General features: G+C 76.6%; 15 protein-coding genes. 6 read left to right on the top strand and 9 right to left on the bottom strand.

All coding sequences use genetic code 11. From position 1 onward, the window contains the following. Positions 1-42: 42 nt before the first annotated feature. The 6 genes from ASF50_RS12890 to ASF50_RS12865 are packed head-to-tail and all read right to left on the bottom strand — an operon-like array spanning position 43 to position 9,579. Entirely contained in the window at positions 43-1,260 is a 1,218-nt protein-coding gene (locus tag ASF50_RS12890) for a phosphotransferase (RefSeq protein WP_056904699.1), read from the bottom strand. Further along, positions 1,257-2,843 carry a flippase gene (locus tag ASF50_RS12885; RefSeq protein WP_056904698.1) on the bottom strand — a complete coding sequence of 529 codons (1,587 nt, stop codon included), beginning with the start codon at positions 2,841-2,843 and terminating at the stop codon, positions 1,257-1,259. The genes ASF50_RS12890 and ASF50_RS12885 overlap by 4 nt, the downstream gene beginning before the upstream one ends. After that, positions 2,840-5,242: a glycosyltransferase gene (locus tag ASF50_RS12880; RefSeq protein ID WP_056904697.1), complete on the bottom strand. Its 2,403-nt coding sequence runs from the start codon at positions 5,240-5,242 to the stop codon at positions 2,840-2,842. The genes ASF50_RS12885 and ASF50_RS12880 overlap by 4 nt, the downstream gene beginning before the upstream one ends. After that, positions 5,239-7,182, bottom strand: coding sequence for an O-antigen ligase family protein (locus tag ASF50_RS12875; protein ID WP_056904696.1), 1,944 nt, complete (start codon positions 7,180-7,182; stop codon positions 5,239-5,241). The genes ASF50_RS12880 and ASF50_RS12875 overlap by 4 nt, the downstream gene beginning before the upstream one ends. After that, on the bottom strand, positions 7,179-8,300 hold the full coding sequence (locus ASF50_RS12870) for a polysaccharide deacetylase family protein (protein ID WP_056904695.1): 1,122 nt from the start codon (positions 8,298-8,300) through the stop codon (positions 7,179-7,181). The genes ASF50_RS12875 and ASF50_RS12870 overlap by 4 nt, the downstream gene beginning before the upstream one ends. Then, positions 8,293-9,579, bottom strand: a complete 1,287-nt coding sequence (locus ASF50_RS12865; protein ID WP_156697679.1) for a hypothetical protein — start codon at positions 9,577-9,579, stop codon at positions 8,293-8,295. The genes ASF50_RS12870 and ASF50_RS12865 overlap by 8 nt, the downstream gene beginning before the upstream one ends. 257 nt (positions 9,580-9,836) lie before the next feature. On the opposite strand from ASF50_RS12865, the gene ASF50_RS12860 reads away from it, so the two are divergent. From ASF50_RS12860 to ASF50_RS12840, 5 genes are all read left to right on the top strand, one after another. Then, entirely contained in the window at positions 9,837-10,571 is a 735-nt protein-coding gene (locus ASF50_RS12860) for a maleylpyruvate isomerase family mycothiol-dependent enzyme (RefSeq protein ID WP_200920144.1), read from the top strand. 228 nt (positions 10,572-10,799) lie between these two features. After that, a complete protein-coding gene (locus ASF50_RS12855) occupies positions 10,800-11,807 on the top strand; it encodes an alpha/beta hydrolase (protein ID WP_056904694.1) in 1,008 nt (335 codons plus the stop codon). A 51-nt stretch (positions 11,808-11,858) separates the two neighbouring features. Further along, positions 11,859-12,428 carry a TetR/AcrR family transcriptional regulator gene (locus ASF50_RS12850; RefSeq protein ID WP_056862251.1) on the top strand — a complete coding sequence of 190 codons (570 nt, stop codon included), beginning with the start codon at positions 11,859-11,861 and terminating at the stop codon, positions 12,426-12,428. Positions 12,429-12,487: 59 nt separating this feature from the next. After that, a complete protein-coding gene (locus ASF50_RS12845; protein WP_082503156.1) occupies positions 12,488-13,549 on the top strand; it encodes an SGNH/GDSL hydrolase family protein in 1,062 nt (353 codons plus the stop codon). 305 nt (positions 13,550-13,854) lie between these two features. Next, positions 13,855-14,577, top strand: coding sequence for a DUF1275 family protein (locus tag ASF50_RS12840; RefSeq protein ID WP_056904692.1), 723 nt, complete (start codon positions 13,855-13,857; stop codon positions 14,575-14,577). A gap of 162 nt (positions 14,578-14,739) precedes the next feature. On the opposite strand, the gene ASF50_RS12835 is transcribed toward ASF50_RS12840, so the two are convergent. Both ASF50_RS12835 and ASF50_RS12830 read right to left on the bottom strand, forming a co-directional pair. After that, on the bottom strand, positions 14,740-16,278 hold the full coding sequence (locus tag ASF50_RS12835) for an AtzH-like domain-containing protein (RefSeq protein WP_235557662.1): 1,539 nt from the start codon (positions 16,276-16,278) through the stop codon (positions 14,740-14,742). Between the two features lie 78 nt (positions 16,279-16,356). Further along, positions 16,357-17,466, bottom strand: coding sequence for an acetamidase/formamidase family protein (locus tag ASF50_RS12830; protein WP_056904691.1), 1,110 nt, complete (start codon positions 17,464-17,466; stop codon positions 16,357-16,359). Between the two features lie 1,187 nt (positions 17,467-18,653). On the opposite strand from ASF50_RS12830, the gene ASF50_RS12815 reads away from it, so the two are divergent. Then, positions 18,654-19,064: a hypothetical protein gene (locus ASF50_RS12815; protein ID WP_056904688.1), complete on the top strand. Its 411-nt coding sequence runs from the start codon at positions 18,654-18,656 to the stop codon at positions 19,062-19,064. Between the two features lie 13 nt (positions 19,065-19,077). On the opposite strand, the gene ASF50_RS12810 is transcribed toward ASF50_RS12815, so the two are convergent. Beyond that, entirely contained in the window at positions 19,078-20,688 is a 1,611-nt protein-coding gene (locus tag ASF50_RS12810; RefSeq protein WP_156718270.1) for a hypothetical protein, read from the bottom strand. Between the last annotated feature and the right edge of the window lie 270 nt (positions 20,689-20,958).

The raw sequence follows: 20,958 nt of genomic DNA, 5'->3' as shown, positions 1-20,958 counted from the left end.
TGGTCGCAACGGTCGGTAAGACGGGGCGCGGGCGGCGCACCCTCAGCCGCGGGCGACGTGGTCGAGCATGCGCTCGGCGGTGTCGACGTCGAGGGCGGCGTGGCCGTCGCCGACGGCGACCCAGCCCAGCCGGCGGGCGAAGAAGGCCAGCTGGAGCGGCTCGGCGAGACGGTCGGCGAGGGCCTCGGAGCCGGTGGCGGCGACCAGGCAGGCACGGTGGGCTCGCCGGGCCTGGGCGAGCAGCGGCTCCTCGTGCCAGGCGCGGGTGAAGGTGCTCAGCACCCGCTCGGGCGAGCGGGAGCGCAGGCCGACGCCGTGCTCGAGCAGCGACACCGCGGCGTGCAGGGCGTCGTGGCCGGGCACGCCGTCGAGCATCGCGGTGTCCCAGTCGACGAGCCCGACCAGCGCGTCGTCGCGCACCAGCCAGTTCTGCGCCGAGAGGTCGTGGTGCTGGAGGCTGCGGTGGGTGAGGCGGCGTACGTCGCGCAGCGCCGCCTCGACCAGCAGCCGGGTGCGGGGGGAGCGCACCAGCGGCAGGGCGGGCTGGGCGTCGGCGAGCAGCCGGTCGGGCCCGCCGGGCACCGCGGTGGCGGAGGCGAGCCGCTCCAGGCCGGCCCCCAGCGAGGCGTAGGCGTCGGTGTAGGCGCCGCTCCAGCCGGGACGCCCGGGTGGCCGCACCCACAGCGGCCGGCCCGTGAGCCCCTCCTGGGCCTCCAGCCCGGCGATGCGGCCCAGGCAGCGGGGGGCGAGACCGAGCGCGGCGGCGCGGGTGAGGGCCTCGGCCTCGGCGGCGCCGTCGGCCGTCGCGTCGGGCGACTTGAGCACCAGCAGCGGGTGGGGGTCGTCGGCGAAGACGAAGACGAAGCGGCGCCCCGAGCGGTCGACCTCGAGCGCGGCCAGCCGCGCGGGAGCGTCACCGGCGAGACGTCCGGGGCGGGGCGCCCCGCCATCGCCACCGCCGCCACCGGCGCCACCGGCGGCCGCGACGAGGGTCGGCCAGGCCTCCCGCACCGCGTCGAGCACGGCGTCGGTGGCCGGGGCGGGGCGGTGCGGCAGCCGGGCGACCAGGGAGGCGACGGCGGGGGCGGGCAGGCCGCGGCGTCCGACCGCGGCGGCGAGCGGCCCGCTGCGCCGGTGCGCGGGCAGGCCGTGGTTGAGGGCGTGGGAGAGCTGCTCGCCGAGGAAGAGCGCCGGCCAGGGCAGGTCGGTCGAGACCAGGGCCCGCCGCGGCCGGCGGACCCGCGCGTAGCGGCCGCTCACCGGCGCGCGACCCGCCGGGCGACGCCGGCGACCATGGCGTACTGGTCGGGGGCCAGGCGCCGCGAGACCAGCGCCCACACCGCGAGGTAGACCACGCCGCCGAGGGCGAGCTCGACCACCACGGGCAGGTCGAGGGCCAGCAGCACGCCGAGGAGCACGACGCCGCCCAGGGCGGCCGAGGTCAGCGGCTGGAGCAGGCGGGGGCGGTCCTCCAGGTCGCGCACGACGTAGACGACCAGCAGGCTCTGGGCGAGGTAGGCCACGCTGGTGGCGATCGCGGCGCCGACCCCGCTGTAGGCCGGGATGAGGGCCAGGTTGAGCCCGGTGTTGACGACCAGGGCGAGCACGGAGGAGGCCAGCAGCAGCCGGTTGCGCTGCTGGGCCAGCATGAGGGAGTTGCCGAAGAAGGCGATCGCGAAGAGCATCGGCGCGGGCGCCAGCCAGGCCAGCACGGGGGCCGCGGCCTCGCCGTAGGGCGCCCCGAAGAGCAGCCGCAGCACCCGCTCGCCCTCGACGACGCAGACCACGGCGAAGGGCAGGTAGACGAAGCCGGCCACGGCCACGCCCCGCTCGAAGGCGTTGCGGCGGCGCAGGGTCGAGGAGGTCGAGCTGAGCACGGGCAGCACGGCCTGGTTGATGGCGTGGGTGACGAAGAGGACCGTCTCGAGCAGCCGGTAGGCCACCGAGTAGACCGCCACCGCCTCGTCGCCCTTGAGCGCGGCCAGCAGCACGGCGTCGAGGCGGAAGAGCAGCATCAGCACGAGGCTGGAGACCCCGAGCAGGAAGGTGCCCGAGGCCGCCGCGGCGAGGTCCTCGCGGGTCAGCTCGCGGGTGCGGGTGTGCAGGTCGAGGCGGCGTACGGCGAGCACGTGCGCGCCCCAGCCCGCGAGGGTGCCGACGAGGAAGCCCGACGCCACGCCGACCGGTCCGAGGCCGAGGGCCAGGGCGGCGACGATGACCACGGCGGTGACCAGCCGCTGCACGACCAGGGCGCTGGAGACCGCCGCGGCGCTCTGCCGCACGGCGGCCGCACCGCGGGCGCTCTGGCTCCACATCTCGGGGAAGCCGGCCAGCACCATGAGCACGATCACCACCCAGGTGCCGGTGTCGGCGCGTGACTGCACCGCCACCAGGGAGGCGACGGAGAAGACGACCAGCCCGAGCCCGGTCTTCTCGACCTGGGTGGCGCGGTAGAGCCGGGGCAGGGAGTCGGGCTCGGCGGCGCCGCGGCGCACCAGGCCGGCGTCGAAGCCCCACGCCGCGACCGAGCTGAGCAGCAGCATGAGGGTCAGGGCGTAGGAGATGGCACCGAAGTCCTCGGTGCTCAGGGTGCGGGCGGCCGCGACCGTCCAGGCCAGGGTCGCCACCTTGCCGAGGATCTCGGCCACGCTGCGCACGGCGGTGTTGAGGGCCGCCCGGCGGCTGAGCTCGCCGACGCCCGAGGTCGGTGACGGGGTGTCGCCCGAGGTGTCGGTCGGGGTCTCGGCCGGGGTCTCGGTCGGGGTGTCGCCCGACGTGTCTGCCGGGGGCTCGTCGGGGCCGGCCGGGCCGCTCGCGGGGGCCGGCGGGTGCGGTGAGGTCACGCGCGGTCCCCTCGCAGCCGGCCGAGGCTGCCCCGGGCGCAGCCCACGGCCTTGGCGACGTCCTTGAGGGCGAGCGCGAGGGGCATCAGGGCCACCGTGGCGGGGTCGGCGTGCTCGGCCCGGGCGCGGCTGAGCGGCACCGCGAGGTAGCCCAGTGCTCCCAGGGCCAGCAGCGCGCGGGTCGCGGCGCCGCCGCGCACGGCGAGCACGGGGGCGACGAGGTAGGCCGAGCCGCGCACGAGGTCGCGGCTGACCAGCGGCCAGGAGCCGGCGCGCCCGCCCCACTCGCCGTACTTGCGGTACATCGCGGCCGTCTCGCCGATCCGGCCCGACTGGGCCCAGGTCACGCACGCGTCGAGGGCGAGCACGCTGCGCCCGCCGGCGGCGCGCACCGCCGAGCCGAAGACCGCGTCCTCGGAGGAGTAGAGGGACTCGTCGAAGCCGCCGGCCCGTTTCCAGGCCTCGACGGTGCAGGCCATGGAGCGTCCGTCGAGGCGGGCGGCGTCGAAGCGGCGACCGGTCAGCGTGCCGGCCATCCGCACGAGCGGGGTGCGCCGGCGTGCCTCGGCCACCGCGGGGAAGAGCGCGAGCCGCGCGGCGTCGCGCCAGGGGTCGCCGCCGTCGACCTCGTAGACGCCGACCACGAGGTCGACGCCCCGGCCGCTGGAGGCCACCGCGTCGGGGCCGAGGGGGCTGGCGGGGCCGCCCTGGTCGGCCGCTGCCGCTGTGTCGCTCGGCGCGGCGGGCAGCCGCTCCGCGAAGGGCGTCCGCAGCGCGTCGAGCCATCCGGGGGCGGGCTCGACGCCGGCGTCGGTGCAGGCGACGACCGCGTGGGCGGCGTGGGCGAAGCCGTGGTTGCGCGCCGCGGAGAGGTTGATCCCGGGGCCGGGCAGCACGCGGATGCGGGGCTCGCGGCGCGCCCAGGCGGCCAGCTCCTCGCTCGTGCCGTCGGTGGAGTGGTCGTCGACGAGGAGGTACTCGTCGTCGGGGCCGAGCTGCTCGACCACGCGGGCGACCACGCCGTCGACGTGTCCGGCCTCGTCCTTGAAGCAGGTGAGCACCGTGACCGGCTCGGCCGGGGCCAGGCCGGCGCCGGGGCGACCGGCGGTCTCGGCCAGCAGGCCCACGGTGAGGGCGGTGCACGTGGCGGCGTCGGGGTGGGCGGTGTGGAGGCGCTCGGCGCCCAGCCGCGTCGCGCGGCGTACGTCGGGGTCGCCCAGCTCGGCGAGGCCCCGGGCCACGTCGGCGACGGCCCGCGCCCCGTCGGGCGTCGCGGGGTCACCGGTGGCCACGACCCGGCCCGCGGCGGCGGCCATCCGCTCGACCTCGGGGTTGCCGCGGCCCCCGAGCAGCGGCACGCCGGCGGCGAGGGCCTCGAGCGCGACGAGGGAGTAGCCCTCGCGACCGAAGGCCCCGGCGCTGCGGGTGAGCACGGCGACGGCGTCGACTGCGGCCAGCCAGCGGCCCGCGTCGTCGACCTCGGGCACCAGCCGCACCCGTCCGGCCACGCCGAGGTCGGCGGCGAGGGCCTCGAGGCGGGCGCGCTCACCGGGCTCGGAGGGGTCGTCGGGGCCGACGACGAGGAGGTCCCAGCCGGCGGCGGCGGGCTCGGCCAGCGCCGCGATGGCGGTGTCGACGCCCTTGTAGGCCACCAGGCGGGTCAGCATCGCGAGGGTGCGGCGCCCGGCGGCCGGGGCATCGGCCGGCACCGGCGCGCCCGCGGCCGACCAGAAGGCCTGGGCCTCCAGCCGCGAGGCGGGCTCGCGGGCCGGGCGCGGCGGCGGCACCAGGGCGACGTCGTCACGGCCCGTGGCCGCGGCAACGGCGGCCGAGGTGGCGAGCACGGCGTCGGCGAGCGCCCCGAGGGGGCGGGCCAGGGTGGAGTCGAAGGAGAAGTCGTGCTTGGCCCACACCACGGGCACGCCCACCATCCGGGCGGCGGGCACGGCGGCGGCCGCGGCCTTCACGCCGTTGGCGAGGAGCACGTCGGCGTCGCCGGCGCGCAGGCGGCGCGCCAGGTCGGCGCCGCGGGCGGCCAACGAGCGGGCGTCGGCGCCGGTGGGCAGCACGAGGGTCGGGACGTCGCGCCGCTCGAGCTCGGCGCGCAGCGGACCGTCCTCGAGCAGCCACACCTCGGCGTCGAGGCGGGCGGCGGCGCCGTCGAGCAGCGCGAGCAGCCAGCGCTCCGAGCCGCCGAGGGTCGCGTAGGGCGTCACCACCACGCACCGCAGCGGGGGAGTGGCCGGGCGGTCGGCGGCGCCACGCGTCGCGACCGGCTCGGCGGCCGACCCGGCGTGCGACCCGGCGTTCGACCCGGCGGCCGGCCCGGTGACCGGCCCACCGCGCGACCCGGCGTCGGACCCGAGCGGGTCGGTCGGGCCGGTGCTGGTGCTGCTCATCGGGAGTCCTCCATGCTGCGCGGGGCGCGGGTGGGCTGGTGCGGCGGGAGGGGGGTGCGGGTCGTGCGGTGGGCCGGGTCGAGGTCGACCTGACCGGCTCCAGTGTCGCGGGTGCTGCCGGCGCGGACGTGCTCGGGGCGGGCACCGGGGTCGGTCGCCGGGAGGTCGGGGGCGGTGGGCGTCGGGCGCCGCGGCTCGACGGGTCGCACGACGCCGGCCAGGTCGGCGGCGCGGGTCTCGCCGGGCAGGTCGGGGCGCTCGGAGCCGCGCACCCGGCCGGCGAGGTCGGCGAGGCGCGCTCCGGAGCGTGCCGCGGCCCGCGGGCGCTGCGCCGCGGCCCGCGGGCGCTGCGCCGCGGGGTGCCCTGCGCCGCGGGCGGCGGCTGCGGCGCGACCGGCCGGGGTGGGCACGAGGCTGGGGTGCACGGCCACGACCGGCACGTCGGCGAGGTGGAGGTCGGGCGCCCGGGCGGGGTCGGGCGCGGGCGGCGCGGCGACGTCGGCCCCGTGGAGGTGCCAGGCGCCCAGCAGGGCCACGACGAGGAAGACGGTGGTGACCACGGCGGCGTTGCGCAGCGGGTAGTCGACCATGCCGTGGGCCACCACGGCCACGAGGGCGGCGGCCAGGGCCACGGGCACGCCGGCGTCGCGGGGGTGCGGCCCGGCGGCCAGCAGCCGCGTGGCGCGCACCGCGGTCACCACGACACCGGCCATGAGCGCGAGGAGGCCGAGCAGGCCCGGCACGCCGTACTCGCTGGCCGCGGCGAGGAAGAGGTTGTGGGCGTGCTCGATCTCCAGCACGATGCCCTCCCCGCTCAGGCCGCGCGCGGCGTAGGGGAAGCCGCCGGGGCCCTGGCCGGTCACCGGGCGCTCGGCGAGCTGGCGCAGCGCCTCGGCCCAGATCTGGCCACGCTGGTCGTAGGGGTTGTCGCTGGCGTTGAGCACGCTGTCGAGGCGGGCCAGCAGCGCCTCGGCGATGCCGGCGCCCGCGAGCTGGAGCACCACCACGACCGCGAGGGCGGCCCCGGAGAGCGCACCGATCGGGCGGCGCGCCTGGGGGCTGAGCAGGGCCAGCGTGACGAGTCCGGCGACGGCCCCGATCCAGGCCCCGCGCGAGAGCGACTGCGCCAGCGCCGCGGCCAGCAGCCCACCGGCCACCAGGCACAGCAGCTGCTGGCGGCGCGAGGTCGCGGTGGTGCCGAAGCCGATGGCCACCACGAGCAGCACGGCGCTGAAGAGGCCGAGCTCGTTGGGCTGGGAGAAGACGCCCTGGGCGCGGCCGCTGACGACCGCGCCGCCGTAGAACGTCGTCGAGGGCCCGGAGCTCACCAGCGCCCAGCCGGCCGCGAGCGCCCCGCCCGCCACGGTCGAGGCGGTGACGAGCACCAGCGCCCGGCGGCTGCGCAGGGCGCTGGCGGCGGCCACGGCGAGCAGCACCAGCAGCAGCAGCTGTACGTCGAGCCTGAAGGCCACGTCGCTGCCGCGGGCCAGCGGCGTGGCCAGCGCGGCGCTGAGCAGCATCGCCAGCAGCGGCACCGCCAGGGCGGGGGCCGGCAGCCGCAGCCCGTGCGTCAGCGCGGCGCGGCCCAGCAGGGCGACCACGGCGAAGGCCACCGTGAGCTGCACGACCTCGACGGGGCCGACCGGCACGGGGCCCAGCGGCAGGGTCAGCCCGACCGCCGCGAGCATCGTCTCGGGGCGGCGCGGCACCACCGCGGCCAGGCCGGTGGCCACGACCACCGCCACCACCGCGGCCGGGCCGAAGCGCACGCCGAGCTCGGCCAGCAGCAGACCGGCGGCGATCCCGCCGACCACGCAGCCCACGACGCAGGCCAGCGTGGTCAGCGCGGCGGGCAGGAGCGGCACCAGGGGCCGGAGCGGCCCCAGGAAGGCCGGTCCGCGGGCCGGTCGCGCGGGCGCGGCCGGCAGCAGCGTGGTCATCCCCGGGGCCCCCTGCCGTCGGCCGGCGGGGTGGTGCCGGTCGACGGGTCGGGCTCGGGGGCGGAGGCGAAGGCTGCGCGCTGGGTCGTGGTCCGGTGCGTGGACGTGGACGTGGGGGCGGCGTCGGTGCGCGGCGGGCGCCTGATCGGGGTCGGCTCCGAGGCCGCCTGCTCCGAGGCCGCCTGTTCCGGCGCCTCGGCGACCGGCGCCTCGGCGACGGGGGGCTCGCTCGGCACGGCGGTGGGCGCGGCCTCGGGCGGGCCGTCGGGGGTGCGGTTGGGCGTGCGGGTGCTGACCTTGTGCACCAGGCGGCGCAGGGCGGGAGCGCTCTCGAGGGCGCGCCAGGCGCGGCGGTACTGCGGCATCAGCTTGACCCGGAAGGAGCGCAGGGTGTCGGTGGCGTTGACGTCGACGCGGGAGACCGCCATCGGCCCCGCGTCGTCGAAGACCGAGAAGGCCTCCAGGAAGCCGGCCGCGGCGACGGCGTCGCGGGCGGCTCGGTCGTGGGCGCCGTAGGGGTAGGCGAAGGACCGCACGCACCGCGCGGCCGGGGCGCCCAGGAAGTCGGCGAGCTCGGCGCGGGCCAGCGCCGTCTGGCGGTGCAGCTCGTCGGGGTCGATGCCCCGCAGGTCGCGGTGGTCGCGTCCGTGGAGGCCGATCTCGACGCCGCGCGCCGGCAGCTCGCGCAGCCGCTCGGGCTGGAGCAGCGGGCTGGAGGCGGGCTCGGGCAGCCAGGTGGCGGTGGCGCCGACCAGGCCCGAGGGCACGAAGAGCACCGCGGGCACGCCGAGCCGGTGCAGCACCGGCGCGGCGAGGTCGGCGACGGAGTCGAAGCCGTCGTCGATGGTGACCAGGAAGGTGCGGTGACCCGAGCGGCGACCGGCGCGCACGTCGCGGTAGCCGTCGAGGTCGAGCGCCTCCCAGCCGTGGGCCAGCAGCCAGGTCATCTGCTCCTCGAGGCGGGCGACCTCGACGAAGAGGTTCTCCGGGTCGTCGGCGCGACGGGTGGTGCAGAAGCCGTGGTACATCAGCACCACCGTCGAGCGCGACGGGCGCAGCGGCGAGCGGCGACCGGGGGCCGCGGTGGAGCCGGTGGTGGCGGGCCGCGGCTCAGCCATCGGCGTGGCTGACGGTCGCGACGGTGCGCATCGACTCCACGACCCCTCGCGGCGCACGGTTGAGCACGACGCCGCGCACGGGGATGCCGTGGCGGGCCAGGCGCCGCGCGGCGCGGCGCACCCGGTGCACCGGCGCCCCGAGCGGCACGACCAGCAGCACCGACGCGGCGTGGAGGCCGACGACGTCGGCGCCCTGGCTGCCGACCGGCGGGGCGTCGACGATCACGCGCTCCCAGGAGCCGGCGGCTTCCTTGAGCACCTCGCCGAGGCGGCGCTCGGTGAGGGCGTCGGAGCCGAGCTTGCGGCGCGTGCCGACGACGGGCACGCGGCCCTCGCGGTCGATGGCGGCCTCGAGGTCGGCGCGCCCGGCGAGCACGTCGTCGAGGCCGACGTCCTGGGGGAGCAGCAGGTGCTTGCTCAGGCCCGTGCCCTCGAGGTCGCCGTCGATCAGCAGCACGGCCTCGCCGGCGTCGCTGGCCGAGCGGGCGAGCAGGAAGGAGATGGTGGTGCCGCCGGCGCCGAGCTCGCTGCCGAGCACGCAGATCGGGCCGCTCGGCGCGCTGCGCTCGCTGGCCAGCAGGCCGGTGCGCAGGGCGCGCGCGGCCCGCAGCACCTCGTCGTCGCTGACGACGTTGCGCCGCAGCAGGCCGGGCTGGGGGAAGCGGCGCATGCCGGCCACGACCATCGCGCCGGTGGCGGCCTCGGCGTCGCCGCCGGTGCGGATGCGGGGGCGCGCCAGCTCCACGGCGCAGGCGGCGCCCAGGGCGACCACGAGGGCGATGAGCAGGAGCACGGCCTCGAGCACGCGCTTGGAGGCGGTGAGCGGCGGGGCCTGGACGACGGCGGGGGAGAGCACCGAGACGTCGGTGGCGTCGTCGTCGGCGCCGAGCACCCGGGCGTGGGCGGCGACCGCGTCGGCGATCTCCTCGGCGCGCTCCTCGGTGGCGGCGTCGACCACGATGCGCAGGTTGGCCGAGTCGAGGCTGGACTCGACCGAGACCGCCCGCTCGAGCTCGTCGACGTCGATGCCGGTGTCGTCGGAGACCCCCTGCAGCCCCGTGGGCGAGGCGAGCAGCACGGCGTACCGGTTGACGGTGAGCTGCACCAGGTCGGGGTTGGCGTACTCCACCGACGCCGGGGTCACGCCGACGACGCTGACGGCCTCGGCGCGGGTCGGCTGGGCCTCGACCCACCAGATGCCCACGACCGCGACGGGCACGAGCACGAGCACCATCCACGGCCACCGCCAGCGCAGTGCGCGGCGAACTGTCTCGATCATCGTGCGGTTCCTCCTGCAGGCACGGCGAAACCTCCCCCCGGAGGAATTGTCGCTCCATGATCTACCCACGATGGGTGAGGGCCAATCTGAGGGACACGTCACGTGAGTCGTCCCCTCGGGCGCGGGGAGGCGTCCGGGGTCACCCGGGCGGGGGTTCCTGGCCGGCCCGGTGCGCCGATAGGCAGGACCCTGGGCGTGCCGGCCGCGGGGGTGGTGGGCCCCTGACGGCGTGCAGGGACGACGAGGAGGAGGCCGACGTGGCTGGTGGCAAGGACCTGACCGACACGGGTGCCGACCCGGGCACCGACCCGGTGTCGCAGTGGGAGGTCGCGCGGCAGCGGGTGCGAGCGCTGGTGACCGGGCTCGACGAGGAGCAGGTGCAGCGCCACGTGCCGGCCTGCCCCGACTGGACCGTGCGCGACCTGCTCAGCCACGTCGTCGGTCTGCCCGTCGACGTGCTCGACGGCGACGAGCCCGAGGACCACGACCCCGCCTGGACCCAGGCCCACGTCGACCGGCGCCGGGGCCGCTCGGTGGCCGAGCTGGTCGCCGAGTGGGACGACGTCGCCCCGCGGCTGGTGGCCTGGATGGGCGAGCACGGCAGCCGCCCCCTCAACGACGTCGTCATCCACGAGCAGGACCTGCGCGGCGCCGTCGGCGAGCCCGGCGGGCGCGACACCCCGGGCCTGGCGGAGGTACGCCGGCGCATGGCCGGCCGGCTCGCCGACGCCGTCGCCGACCTCCCCCCGATCGCCCTGGTCGACCCCGCCCCCGAGGGCTGGCGCTGGTGCAGCCACGGCGGCGACGGCGGGGTCGACCCCGACGACGCGCCCGTGCGGCTGGAGGCCTCCGGCTTCGACCTCTTTCGCGCCCTCACCAGCCGCCGCACCGCCGACCAGCTGCGCTCCTGGACCGTGCGCGGCGACGTCACCCCCCACCTCGACGCCTTCGCCGGCCTCGGCGACCTCCCCACCGAGCCGCTCCCCGAGTAGCCCGTCGCGGTGGTCGAGGAGCGAGGAGCGCCGGCGACGGCCTCCGGCGGTTGAGGAGGGAGGAGCGCCGGCGACGACCGTCTCGGAACCATTCTCCGGTGGGGAGTGGTTTCGAGACGCTCGCTGGCGCTCGCTCCTCAACCACCGTGGGGCCCCGGTGGTCGGGGAGGGAGGAGCGCCAGCGACGAGCGTCTCGAAACCACCACCCCGCCGACCTACGATCCCTGCGTGCCCACCCCTCGCCCGCGACTCACCCCGGGCATCCGCCTGGTCGACGCGGTGATGCGCGCCAGCCCGTCCTTCTCGGTCGCGCGCATGGACCCCGCCCGCCTCGAGCGGGTCCAGGCCCTCGCCCTGCCCGACCGCGGGCCCGTCGGCCGGGTGCTGGGAGGGGTGCTGGGGCGGGTGCAGCCGGGGGTGGTCGTGCGGACGACGGCGTACCCCGCCGCCCACGGCGAGGTGCCCCTGCGCGTCTACACCCCGCCCGGGCCGCGACCGGCCGCCGGGCGCCCGCTGGTGCTGGCCTTCCACGGCGGCGGCTTCGTGCTGGGCAGCGCGCGGCAGGGCGACTGGGCCTCCAGCGTGGTGTGCCGCGAGGTGGGCGCGGTGGTGGTCTCGGTCGACTACCGGCTCGCCCCGACCCACCGGTTCCCGGCGGCGCTCGACGACTGCCTCGGCGCGCTGCTGTGGGCCGTCGAGCACGCCGCGGAGCTCGGCGCCGACCCCGAGCGGGTCGCGGTGATGGGGGAGTCGGCCGGCGGCAACCTCGCCGCGGTGGTCGCGCTGCTCGCCCGCGACCGCGGCGGTCCGCGGCTGCGCCACCAGACGCTGCTTTACCCCGCCACCGACCTCACCGAGGCCCTGCGCGAGCACGACTCCTTCGCCGCCAACGACCACGGCGTCGTGGTCAGCCTCGAGGACCTCGAGGTCTTCCTGGACCACTACCTGCCCGAGCCCGGCTCCACCGCGGTCGACGCCTCCGACTGGCGGCTCTCCCCGCTGCTCGCGCCCGACCTCGGAGGCCTGCCCCCGGCGCTGGTCGTGGTGGCCGGGCTCGACCCGCTGCACGACTCGGGTGTGCGGTACGCCGAGGCGCTCGCCGCCGCCGGGGTCCCCGCCCGCGTCGAGGACTTCCACCGCATGCCGCACGGCTTCCTGGGCTTCCCCCACCTCGCCCGCTCGGCGCGGCCCGCCATGGACGCCGTCGTCGCGGCCCAGCGCGCGGCGCTGGGGTGACCGGGCCGGGGCCAGGCGACACCGCGGTGTAGCGATCGCTACACTCGAGGGATGTCCCGACGCACCCAGCTGCTCGACCAGGTCACCGACCACGTGCTCGAGCACGGTCTGACCGGGCTGACGCTGCGCCCGGTGGCCGCGGCGATCGGCACGAGCGACCGCATGCTGATCTACCACTTCGAGAGCCGCGACGGCCTGGTCTCGGCGGTCATCACGCGGGTCACCGAGCGCGCCATCGAGATCGTCGAGGCCCTCCCGACCGCCCGCACCGTGCGCTCGGGGGTCAACCGGCTGTGGGAGACCTACCAGGAGGAGCCGATGCACGGCTGCCTCACCGCCTACTGCCAGGCCGCGGCCACCGGCCTGATCGGCGACGAGCCATACCTCTCCGAGGCCCGCGCGGCCAACGAGCGGTGGGCGGCCGCGCTGCGCACCTACTTCGTGCGCTGCGGCGCCCCGCCCCGCAAGGTGCGCCGCGTGGTCACGCTGGTCGAGGCGTCGCTGTCGGGCTTCCACCTCGACCTCGCCACCGACCGGCCCGAGTGGCTCGCCGCCGGCGTCGACGACCTGGCCCGCGCCGCGCAGGAGCTCGCGGGCCCGCGGGAGCGGCGTACGGCCTGAGGTCGGGTCGCCGCCGGATCCGGGCGTGACCTCGGCGGGAGTGTGACGTTGGTCTCCGCATGAGGTCCTCGCGCCGTCTCGTGCCCGCCGTCCCCCTCGCCGCGCTCGCGCTCGCCGCGGCCCTGCTCACCCCGGGCGTGACGCCCCTGGCCGGGTCCGACGCCCAGGCCGCGCCGACCGCCACGGCGGCCACGACCGCACCGCCGACGCAGACCCGGGCCCCTGCGACGCAGGCCCCCGACCGGCGCCGGCTGCCGTCGCTGACCGAGTACGTCGCCCTCGGCGACTCCTGGACCGCCGACGTGGTGCTGCTCAACCGCGACGGCGCGCCCGACACCACGCACGTGCCGGTCGACTGCGCGCAGTCGCACCACAACTACCCCAAGATCGTGGCCGAGGCCCTCGGCGCCGACCGCTTCCGCGACGCCTCCTGCGGCTCGGCGACCACCCGCGACTTCCGCCACCCGCAGACCGGGCTGCCGCTGGGCGGCACCAACCCGCCGCAGTTCGACCGGCTCACCCGCCGCACCGAGCTGGTGACCATCGGCATCGGCGGCAACGACGCCGGCATCGCCTCGGCGGGCCTCGACTGCCTCGGCGTGCTGCCGGTCGACAACCCGCTCACCGACTCCGGCGCGGGCCTGCCCTTCGGCGGCTGCAAGGCCAAGTACACCGCCGGAGGCACCGACCAGCTGGCCGAGCAGATCCGCGCCTCGGAGACCAAGCTGGTGCGGGCCTTCCGCGCCGTGCACCGCCTCGCCCCGCGCGCCCGCGTGCTGGTGCTCGACTACATGGACGTCATCCCCGACCACGGCTGCTACCCGACCGTGCCGGCCAGCGACGAGGACATGGCCTACATCGCCGCGAAGTTCCGCCAGCTCAACCGCATGGTCGAGCGGGCCGCGCGCCGCGGGGGAGCCGAGTTTGTCGACACCTTCAGCCACACCGGCGGCCACGACCTGTGCCAGGACCCCGTCACCCGCTGGGCCGAGACCTACGGCCCCTCGGTCAACGACCCCGCCGTCGGCGTACCCGCCCACCCCAACGCCGCCGGCGCCCGCGCCCAGGCCGCCGTGCTGCTGCAGTACCTGCGCGACACCGAGTGCTACTCCTGCTCCTGACCCGCCCTCGGGTGCTTGAGGAGCGAGCGGAACTCCGACGGTGGTTGAGGAGCGAGCGCCAGCGAGCGTCTCGAAACCACCCGACCGCCACGGTGGTTGAGGAGCGAGCCCTTCGAGACGCTCGCTGCGCTCGCTCCTCAGGGACCACTCCAGCGAGCGCCTCGAAACCACCCGACCGCCACGGTGGTCAGGGAGCGAGCCCTTCGAGACGCTCGCCGCGCTCGCTCCTCAGGGACCACGCCAGCGAGCGTCTCGAAACCACCCGGCCACCCACCCCCACCCGCACGCCCGGCGAGGATGACCCGGTGACCTCCCGCCTCGCCGCCGTGTCGCACGAGCGCATGCACCTGGTGCTCATGCTCGTGCTGACCTTCACCACCGGCATCGTCGACGCCGTGGGCTACCTCGGCCTCGACCGCGTCTTCACCGGCAACATGACCGGCAACGTCGTCATCCTCGGCATGGCGATCGTCGGCGCCGACGACCTCCCGGTGCTCGGGCCCGTGGTGGCCCTGGCGGCCTTCATGGCCGGCGCGGCGCTCGGCGGGCGGGTGCTGCGCCGCGCGGGCGGAGCGTGGACCGCGCGCACCACGCTGCTCTTCACCGCGGTGGCCGTCGTCTGCGCCGGTCTCGGGACGCTGCTGCTCGTGCTCGGCGAGACCCCGGGTGAGACCCCCGCCCGGGCCGTGGCGCTGCCGGTCACCGCAGCCCTCGGCGCGGCGATGGGGGTGCAGGCCGCCACCGCGCGCTTCATCGCGGTCAAGGACGTCACCACCGTGGTGGTCACCTCGACCATCACCGGCCTCGCCGCCGACTCGGTGCTCGGCAGCGGCAAGGGCGGTGGCTCCGGGCGCCGTGTGCTCGCCGTCGCGCTCATCCTCCTCGGCGCCGCCGCCGGGGCCGCGCTGCTGCGCTGGCACCTCGGCGCCGGGCTCGTCGTCGCCGGCGCCCTCGTCGCCCTCGCCACCCTGCTCGGCGCGGTCCACGCCCGCGTCGCCGCCCGGGCGACCCCCCGGGTGCCGGCGTAGGCGGAGGGGCACTGTCGACCCTTCGGCGACCTCGGGCGGCCGAGCGCCGCGTGGTGGTGGGCCGCGACCCGGCTGCCGCCGGGGCGGACGCCGACAGTGCCCGTCCGGCTACGGCGACCCGGCGACGGCGACCCGGCCGTGGTGACCCCGTCGCGCTCGGTCTCAGCCGGCGAGGCTGGCGGCCAGCGCGAGCAGGTCGCGGTCGCGACCGGGGCCGGCGACCAGGCACACGCCCGCGGGCAGCCCGTCGCTGGTGGTGACGGGCAGCGACACGGCGGGCAGGCCACCGAGGCCGGCCAGGCAGGTGAGGGCGAGGGTGGCCTCGCGCACGCGGCCGAGGTCCTCGCCGATGAGCGGGGCGACCGAGGGCGCGGAGGGCAGCACGAGCACCCGGTCGCCGACGAGCTCGCGCACACGGGCGCGGGCCCCGGCGACGACGGCTTGCGCGGCGTCGGCCTCCGCGCGCGAGACCGCCGAGGCGGCGGCGAAGCGGCCGCGCACGTCGGGGCCGAGGGTGTCGAGCCGCTCGGCCAGCCACGCGCCGCGCACCTGCCAGGCCTCCCAGGCCTGCCAGGTGGAGAAGGCGCGGCGCCAGGCGTCGAGCTCCCCGAGCGGCCAGCTCTCCCGCACGACCAGTCCCTGGTCGCCGATCCAGCCCTCCACCGCGGCGCGCACCGGCGGGGTGGCCAGCCCCAGCAGCTCGGGCACCACGACGAGGTCGCTCGAGCCGCCGGGGGAGTCGGGCAGCAGCACCTCGCCGACGAGGGCGAGCAGGTCGGCGTCGCGGGTCATCCACCCGACGGTGTCGAAGCTCGGCGCGAGCGCGAGCAGCCCGTGGGTGGCGATGGCGGCGTGCGTCGTACGGATGCCGTAGAGGCCCTGGTAGGCCGTCGGCACGCGGATCGAGCCGCCGGTGTCGGTGCCGAGACCGATGGTGGCGTGACCCAGGGAGACCGCGGAGGCCGAGCCGGAGGAGGAGCCCCCCGACACGCGGTACGGCGCCCGCGGGTTGGGCGGGCTGCCGAAGTGGTGGTTGGTGCCGGCGAGGGAGTAGGCGAACTCGTCGGTGCGGGCGATGCCGCGCACCGAGGCGCCGGCCTCGACGAGCAGGTCGACGACGCGGGCGTCGCCGCGCTCGACGGGGGCGGCGGCCTCCCAGGCGGGGTTGCCCGCGCCGACGACCTGGCCGGCCACGGCGTAGAGGTCCTTGACCGCGAGGCTCTCCCCGGCCAGCGGGCCGCCGGCGGCACCGGGCACGAGGGGGTCGCCGACGACGCGCCAGATGCGGCTGTCGATGGTGGGGGCGGGCGCCGAGACGTGGGCGGCGGTGACGACCCAGCCGTCCGCGCCGCGGGCCCACAGCTGGGTCTGCTGACCGCGGCCGCCGCGCTCGAGCTCGGTGACGGCGACGACCAGGGCGTGGTCGGGGTCGGTGACCTGCACGTGGGTCTGGACGATCCGTCGCCGCGGCGCCGCGCCGTGCGAGCGGCGGAAGGCGCTGATCTGGTCGTGGCCCACCAGCAGCCCGGCGGCGTCGCCGCGCAGCGTGGTGGAGGCGCGCGCGAAGAGCCGGTCGAGGGTCTCGACGTCGTCGGCCATCAGGGCTCGCTCGTAGGCCCAGAAGGCCTCGACCAGGCCGTCGGGCACGGGCAGGCTCGGGCCGGTGGGTCCGGGGACGGGTCCGGGGGGAGTGGCGCTCACGCGCTGATCATCCCCTGCCGGGCCGCACGGCAGGCGGCGTGCCGCCCACCGGTCGCCCCGGCGCCGGTGGGCGGGGCGTCACGCACGGGCGCGGCGACCACGCCGCTCCAGGTGGGCGAAGTCGGCCTTGCGGATGGTGGCGTGCACGCCCTTGACCACGTCGACGACCTGGGAGATCTCGAAGTCGGTCGCCGCGGAGAGGTAGGCGTAGGCCTGGCGCGGGTCCATGCCCCAACGGGCGCCGAGCAGGGCGATCGCGGCGCGCACGCAGCGCTGCACGGCGACGTCGAGGTCGGGGTCCATGCCGGTGGGCACGAGGTGCTCGGCGGTCTCGGCCAACGGCCCGGCCAGCTGCCCGAAGTGGGCCACCGCCTCCTCCCGGGCGATGACGTCGAGGCGCACGGTGGCGCGCAGCGAGGCCTCCATCGCCGTGAGGCCCACCTCACCGTTGCCCTGCGCGAAGTGCGGGTCGCCGACGTGGGCCATGGCCCCGTCGACCTGCACCGGGAGGTAGAGGGTGGCGCCGGCGGTGAGCAGGGCGATGTCGACGTTGCCGCCGTGGGGGCCGGGCGGCACGGAGTGGGGCCGCTCGTCGCCCTCGACCGCCACCCCGATCACGCCGAGGAAGGGCGCCAGCGGGAAGCGCGGCCCCTCGCTGCCCCCCGGCACGAGCGGGAGGCCGGCGTGGGCGCCGTCGTCGGTGACCCGGGCGAAGGCGCTGAAGACGCCGCCGTCGCGCGGGTACTCCTCGGGCAGCGACCCCTTGCCGTGCCGGTTGGAGATCACGCCGTAGGGCACCCGCGGCAGCGTCTCGAGGATCGTCACCGCGAGCAGGTCGCCGCGCCTGGCCCCCGCCACCTCCACCGGCCGGCTCACGACGTGCGGCCCGTCGACGCCGGGCGCCCGCTCGTACGTCGACCCCGCCAGCGCCACCGCGTCGTCGAGCACCTCGACCTCGTGGGGCGCGAAGAACGCCCGCGGGTCGCGACCCTGGTCCTCGAGGATCCCCTCGTGGCTGATCGTGTCGAAGGTGACCTCGGCGCCCGGCTCGACCTGCAGCTGGGGCGCGTCGGCCGCGCACGGCAGCCGCCCCCAGAGCACCTCGTCGACGCCGGCTGCGACGTACTGGCCCCGGATCGGGCCCGTCCCGGGCTGCAGGACCGGCGGCGGCGCGGGTGTCTCGGGCATGGCGCGCAGCGTAGGCAGCGGTTGTTTCAGCCGTGTGGCGCGCGCATCCGTCCGCGGGCGCCGCGGGGTCGGGCTCAGGCCTCGCCGACCGCCGGGGGCCGACGGCAGCTGTCGGCGTCGTAGATGGCCGGCCCGGTGGCCGCCCACCAGCGCGCGGCGCGCGCCGACTCCTCCGAGGCCCGGGCGACCTCGGCCACGTGGCGGGGCCCGGCCATGCCGAGCGCGAAGACCGCCGAGGCCCTGACGTCGGCGTGGGGGGTCTCGCGGGCCACGGCGAGCAGCTTCTCGGCCTCGTCCTCGTCGAGGTGGCGCTGGCCCAGCCCGACGCTCACGAGGGCCTCGCCCTGCAGTGCGGAGCGGGGCTCGCCGACGGCGAGCGCCACGACCTCGGCGCGACGATTGCCGTGCCCGAGCACGAGCAGGGAGTCCCAGGCCCGGGCGGCGAGCACCTCGTTGNAGCCCGACGCTCACGAGGGCCTCGCCCTGCAGTGCGGAGCGGGGCTCGCCGACGGCGAGCGCCACGACCTCGGCGCGACGATTGCCGTGCCCGAGCACGAGCAGGGAGTCCCACGCCCGGGCGGCGAGCACCTCGTTGACCCCGCCGGCCAGGGGCACGCAGGCGTCGGCGACCGCGGGGCCGTAGGGGCTCAGCGCCAGCACGCGCCCGGCCATGCGGCGCCGCACGCCGTGCACGTGGAAGAGCCGCTCCCATGCCCGGCCGCGCTCGACGGCGTCGCGCNCCGGGCGGCGAGCACCTCGTTGACCCCGCCGGCCAGGGGCACGCAGGCGTCGGCGACCGCGGGGCCGTAGGGGCTCAGCGCCAGCACGCGCCCGGCCATGCGGCGCCGCACGCCGTGCACGTGGAAGAGCCGCTCCCATTGAGCGCGTTCTGCACAGCGCCGCAATTGGAGCAGGCGGGCATGGATGCACTGCAGGGTGACTTGATCGTCAAGACGTCCAGGTTCAAAGCGGAGCGAGCAGCGCGACCCCCGCTGCTCCTCGGTAGGAACGGAGTCAACTGAGCGGCAATCGACCGCAGCAATCGAGACCTTGAGCCGCAAGGCAACCCGCTCCGCCACTTGGTGTGGGCGGTGGTGGGGCCGCTGCATCCCTGCGTCCGATGCCAGTGTTTTACTCCCGTCATGCGCTCATCACGACTCGTCACGGTTCTCCTCTGTGTCCCTCTTGTGATCACGGCCGTGGGATGCACCGGTGACGAATCCGCCCCGACTTCTTCTGAGCAGACCCGTTCGGCCGACCCGGTCGAAGAAGAGACAGCCTGCGACGCCACGGTGAAGATCACAGGCGACAAGAGAGTCTCTTGGTCGGGAAAGGCCTTCGCAATCACTGCCGACGGTTCTTTCGCGATCTACAAGACGAGCAAGGGCAACAACGCCATCACGGTCTTGCCGGCCGAGGACGACATCCCTGCCTCGGTCACCTTGACGTCCGGCAAGGCCAACTGGACGACCCAGCCCGACTCGGGCACGGTCGAGGTAGAGCCCGACGGCGCGGGCGCCACGATCGACGCACCTGCTGAGGGGGCGGCTCCGGGTGACGTGGTGCAGATCGTCGCGAACTTCGCCTGCGAAGGCTGATTGCGTCTAGAAGTCAGCCCCCGGCGCGGGCCTGCTGACCGCAGCTGTCGGCGTCGTAGATCGCCGGGCCGGTGGCCGCCCACCAGCGCGCGGCGCGCGCCGACTCCTCCGAGGCGCGGCCCGCGTCGGCGATGTGCCCGGGGCCGGCCATGCCGAGCGCGAAGACCGCAGAGGCCCTGACGTCGGCGTGGGGGGTCTCGCGGGCGACGGCGAGCAGCTTCTCGGCCTCGTCCTCGTCGAGGTGGCGCTGGCCGAGCCCGACGCTCACGAGGGCCTCGCCCTGCAGTGCGGAGCGGGGCTCGCCGACGGCGAGCGCCACGACCTCGGCGCGACGATTGCCGTGCCCGAGCACGAGCAGGGAGTCCCAGGCCCGGGCGGCGAGCACCTCGTTGACCCCGCCGGCCAGGGGCACGCAGGCGTCGGCGACCGCGGGGCCGTAGGGGCTCAGCGCCAGCACGCGCCCGGCCATGCGGCGGCGCACGCCGTGCACGTGGAAGAGCAGCTCCTTGACCAGCTTCTCCAGCAGCGCGTCGGGCTCGGCCGGCCGGGCGGTGGGGGTGACGGCCTGGGCCTGGCCGGCGATGGTGCGGCACAGCACGTTGATGTGCTGGGCCGGGAGCAGCAGTCCCTTGTCGCGGGTGTGCTGGAGCCGGGGCCGCTTGCCGGGGTCGCGCAGCCCGCGCAGCACCCGCTCGAAGCCGTCGTCGGGCAGGTGGGTGACCAGGTCGATGGTGTCGACCGCGGCGCGGGTGGTCTCGTGGGTGTCGAGGCGCCGGGCCGCGACCTTCTCCAGCTTGCGCAGCGAGAGCGAGTCGAAGTGGCCGCGCGCCGCCTTGCCGGCGGCGACGCCGATGGCGGCCTCGCGCAGGGTGGCGTTGTCGCTCTGCAGCAGCCGCAGCACGAGCTCGCCGGCCGGGGCGTCGGGGATCTCGCGCAGCAGCGAGACCGCCGGCGCCGCGAGCTGCACGTCGGGGTGCGTCAGCCAGGAGCCCAGGGCGTGGAGCATGTGGGGGCGTGCGATGTCGTGGCCGATGAGGGTCACACAGGCCTCGTAGCGGCGCAGGTGGTCGATGCCCATCGTGCGGGAGAGCTCGTTGACCAGCCGGCCGCAGAGCACCTGCCAGGAGTCGGCCATGAGGAAGAAGTAATCGAAGCGGGCCAGCTCCACCGCGAGCTGCAGCCACTCCCCGCCGGTGAGGGGGTCGCCGGCCAAGGCACGCTCGAGGAGCACCTGCACGAGCTGGGGTCCCCTGTCCTCCTCGCCGTAGGTCGCCCGCTCGGGCGGCGGGGGAGTGGGTGCGGAGTTGCGCAGCAGGCTGCGCGAGGTCGACAGCATCGAGCCCGACGGCAGGCCGAGGGCCTGCTCGTAGGCGAGCACCACCTTGGTCGGCACGGCCTGCTGCCCCGACTCCCACCGGCTGACGCGGCTGAGGTCGGCGGCCAGGCCGAGACCTCTCATCGTGTCGACGAAGGTCGAGCGGCTGGCCAGCTCCAGGTCGGTGCCGAGCATGCGCGAGGTGGCCAGCAGCCACGCGGTGCGGGGCCAAGCGCCGAACGTGCGCGATCGCAGCGAGCTGGGGTCGTCGGGCATCTGCTGCGGACGGCCGCGTCGCCGGCCCGTCACGCCGAGCCCTGGTGGCAGTGGGTCTGTCGCTGCAGTGAGCGCGTCGGGGGGGACGCAACGCCCATGGTTGATCGTGCTCCTCACGTCGTCGTGCAGGAGAAAGGTAGGGGAGCACCTCGGGCTCCGTCTCAGGAACCACAACGATCACCCGGCGCCATAGTTATTGCGGATCAAAAATCGGTACACATAAAAGGGGGTGCTCACCTCTTTACCTTCCTAGGGTCCTCACTGTTTGGGTCTGCTCGGCAGACCTGGGCCCGGGTCCCAGCG

It is taken from the genome of Nocardioides sp. Leaf307 (assembly GCF_001423135.1).
Taxonomy (GTDB): domain Bacteria; phylum Actinomycetota; class Actinomycetes; order Propionibacteriales; family Nocardioidaceae; genus Nocardioides; species Nocardioides kribbensis.
Note: the sequence above shows the minus strand (reverse complement) of the source record. Positions and strands in the feature narration are given on the sequence as shown.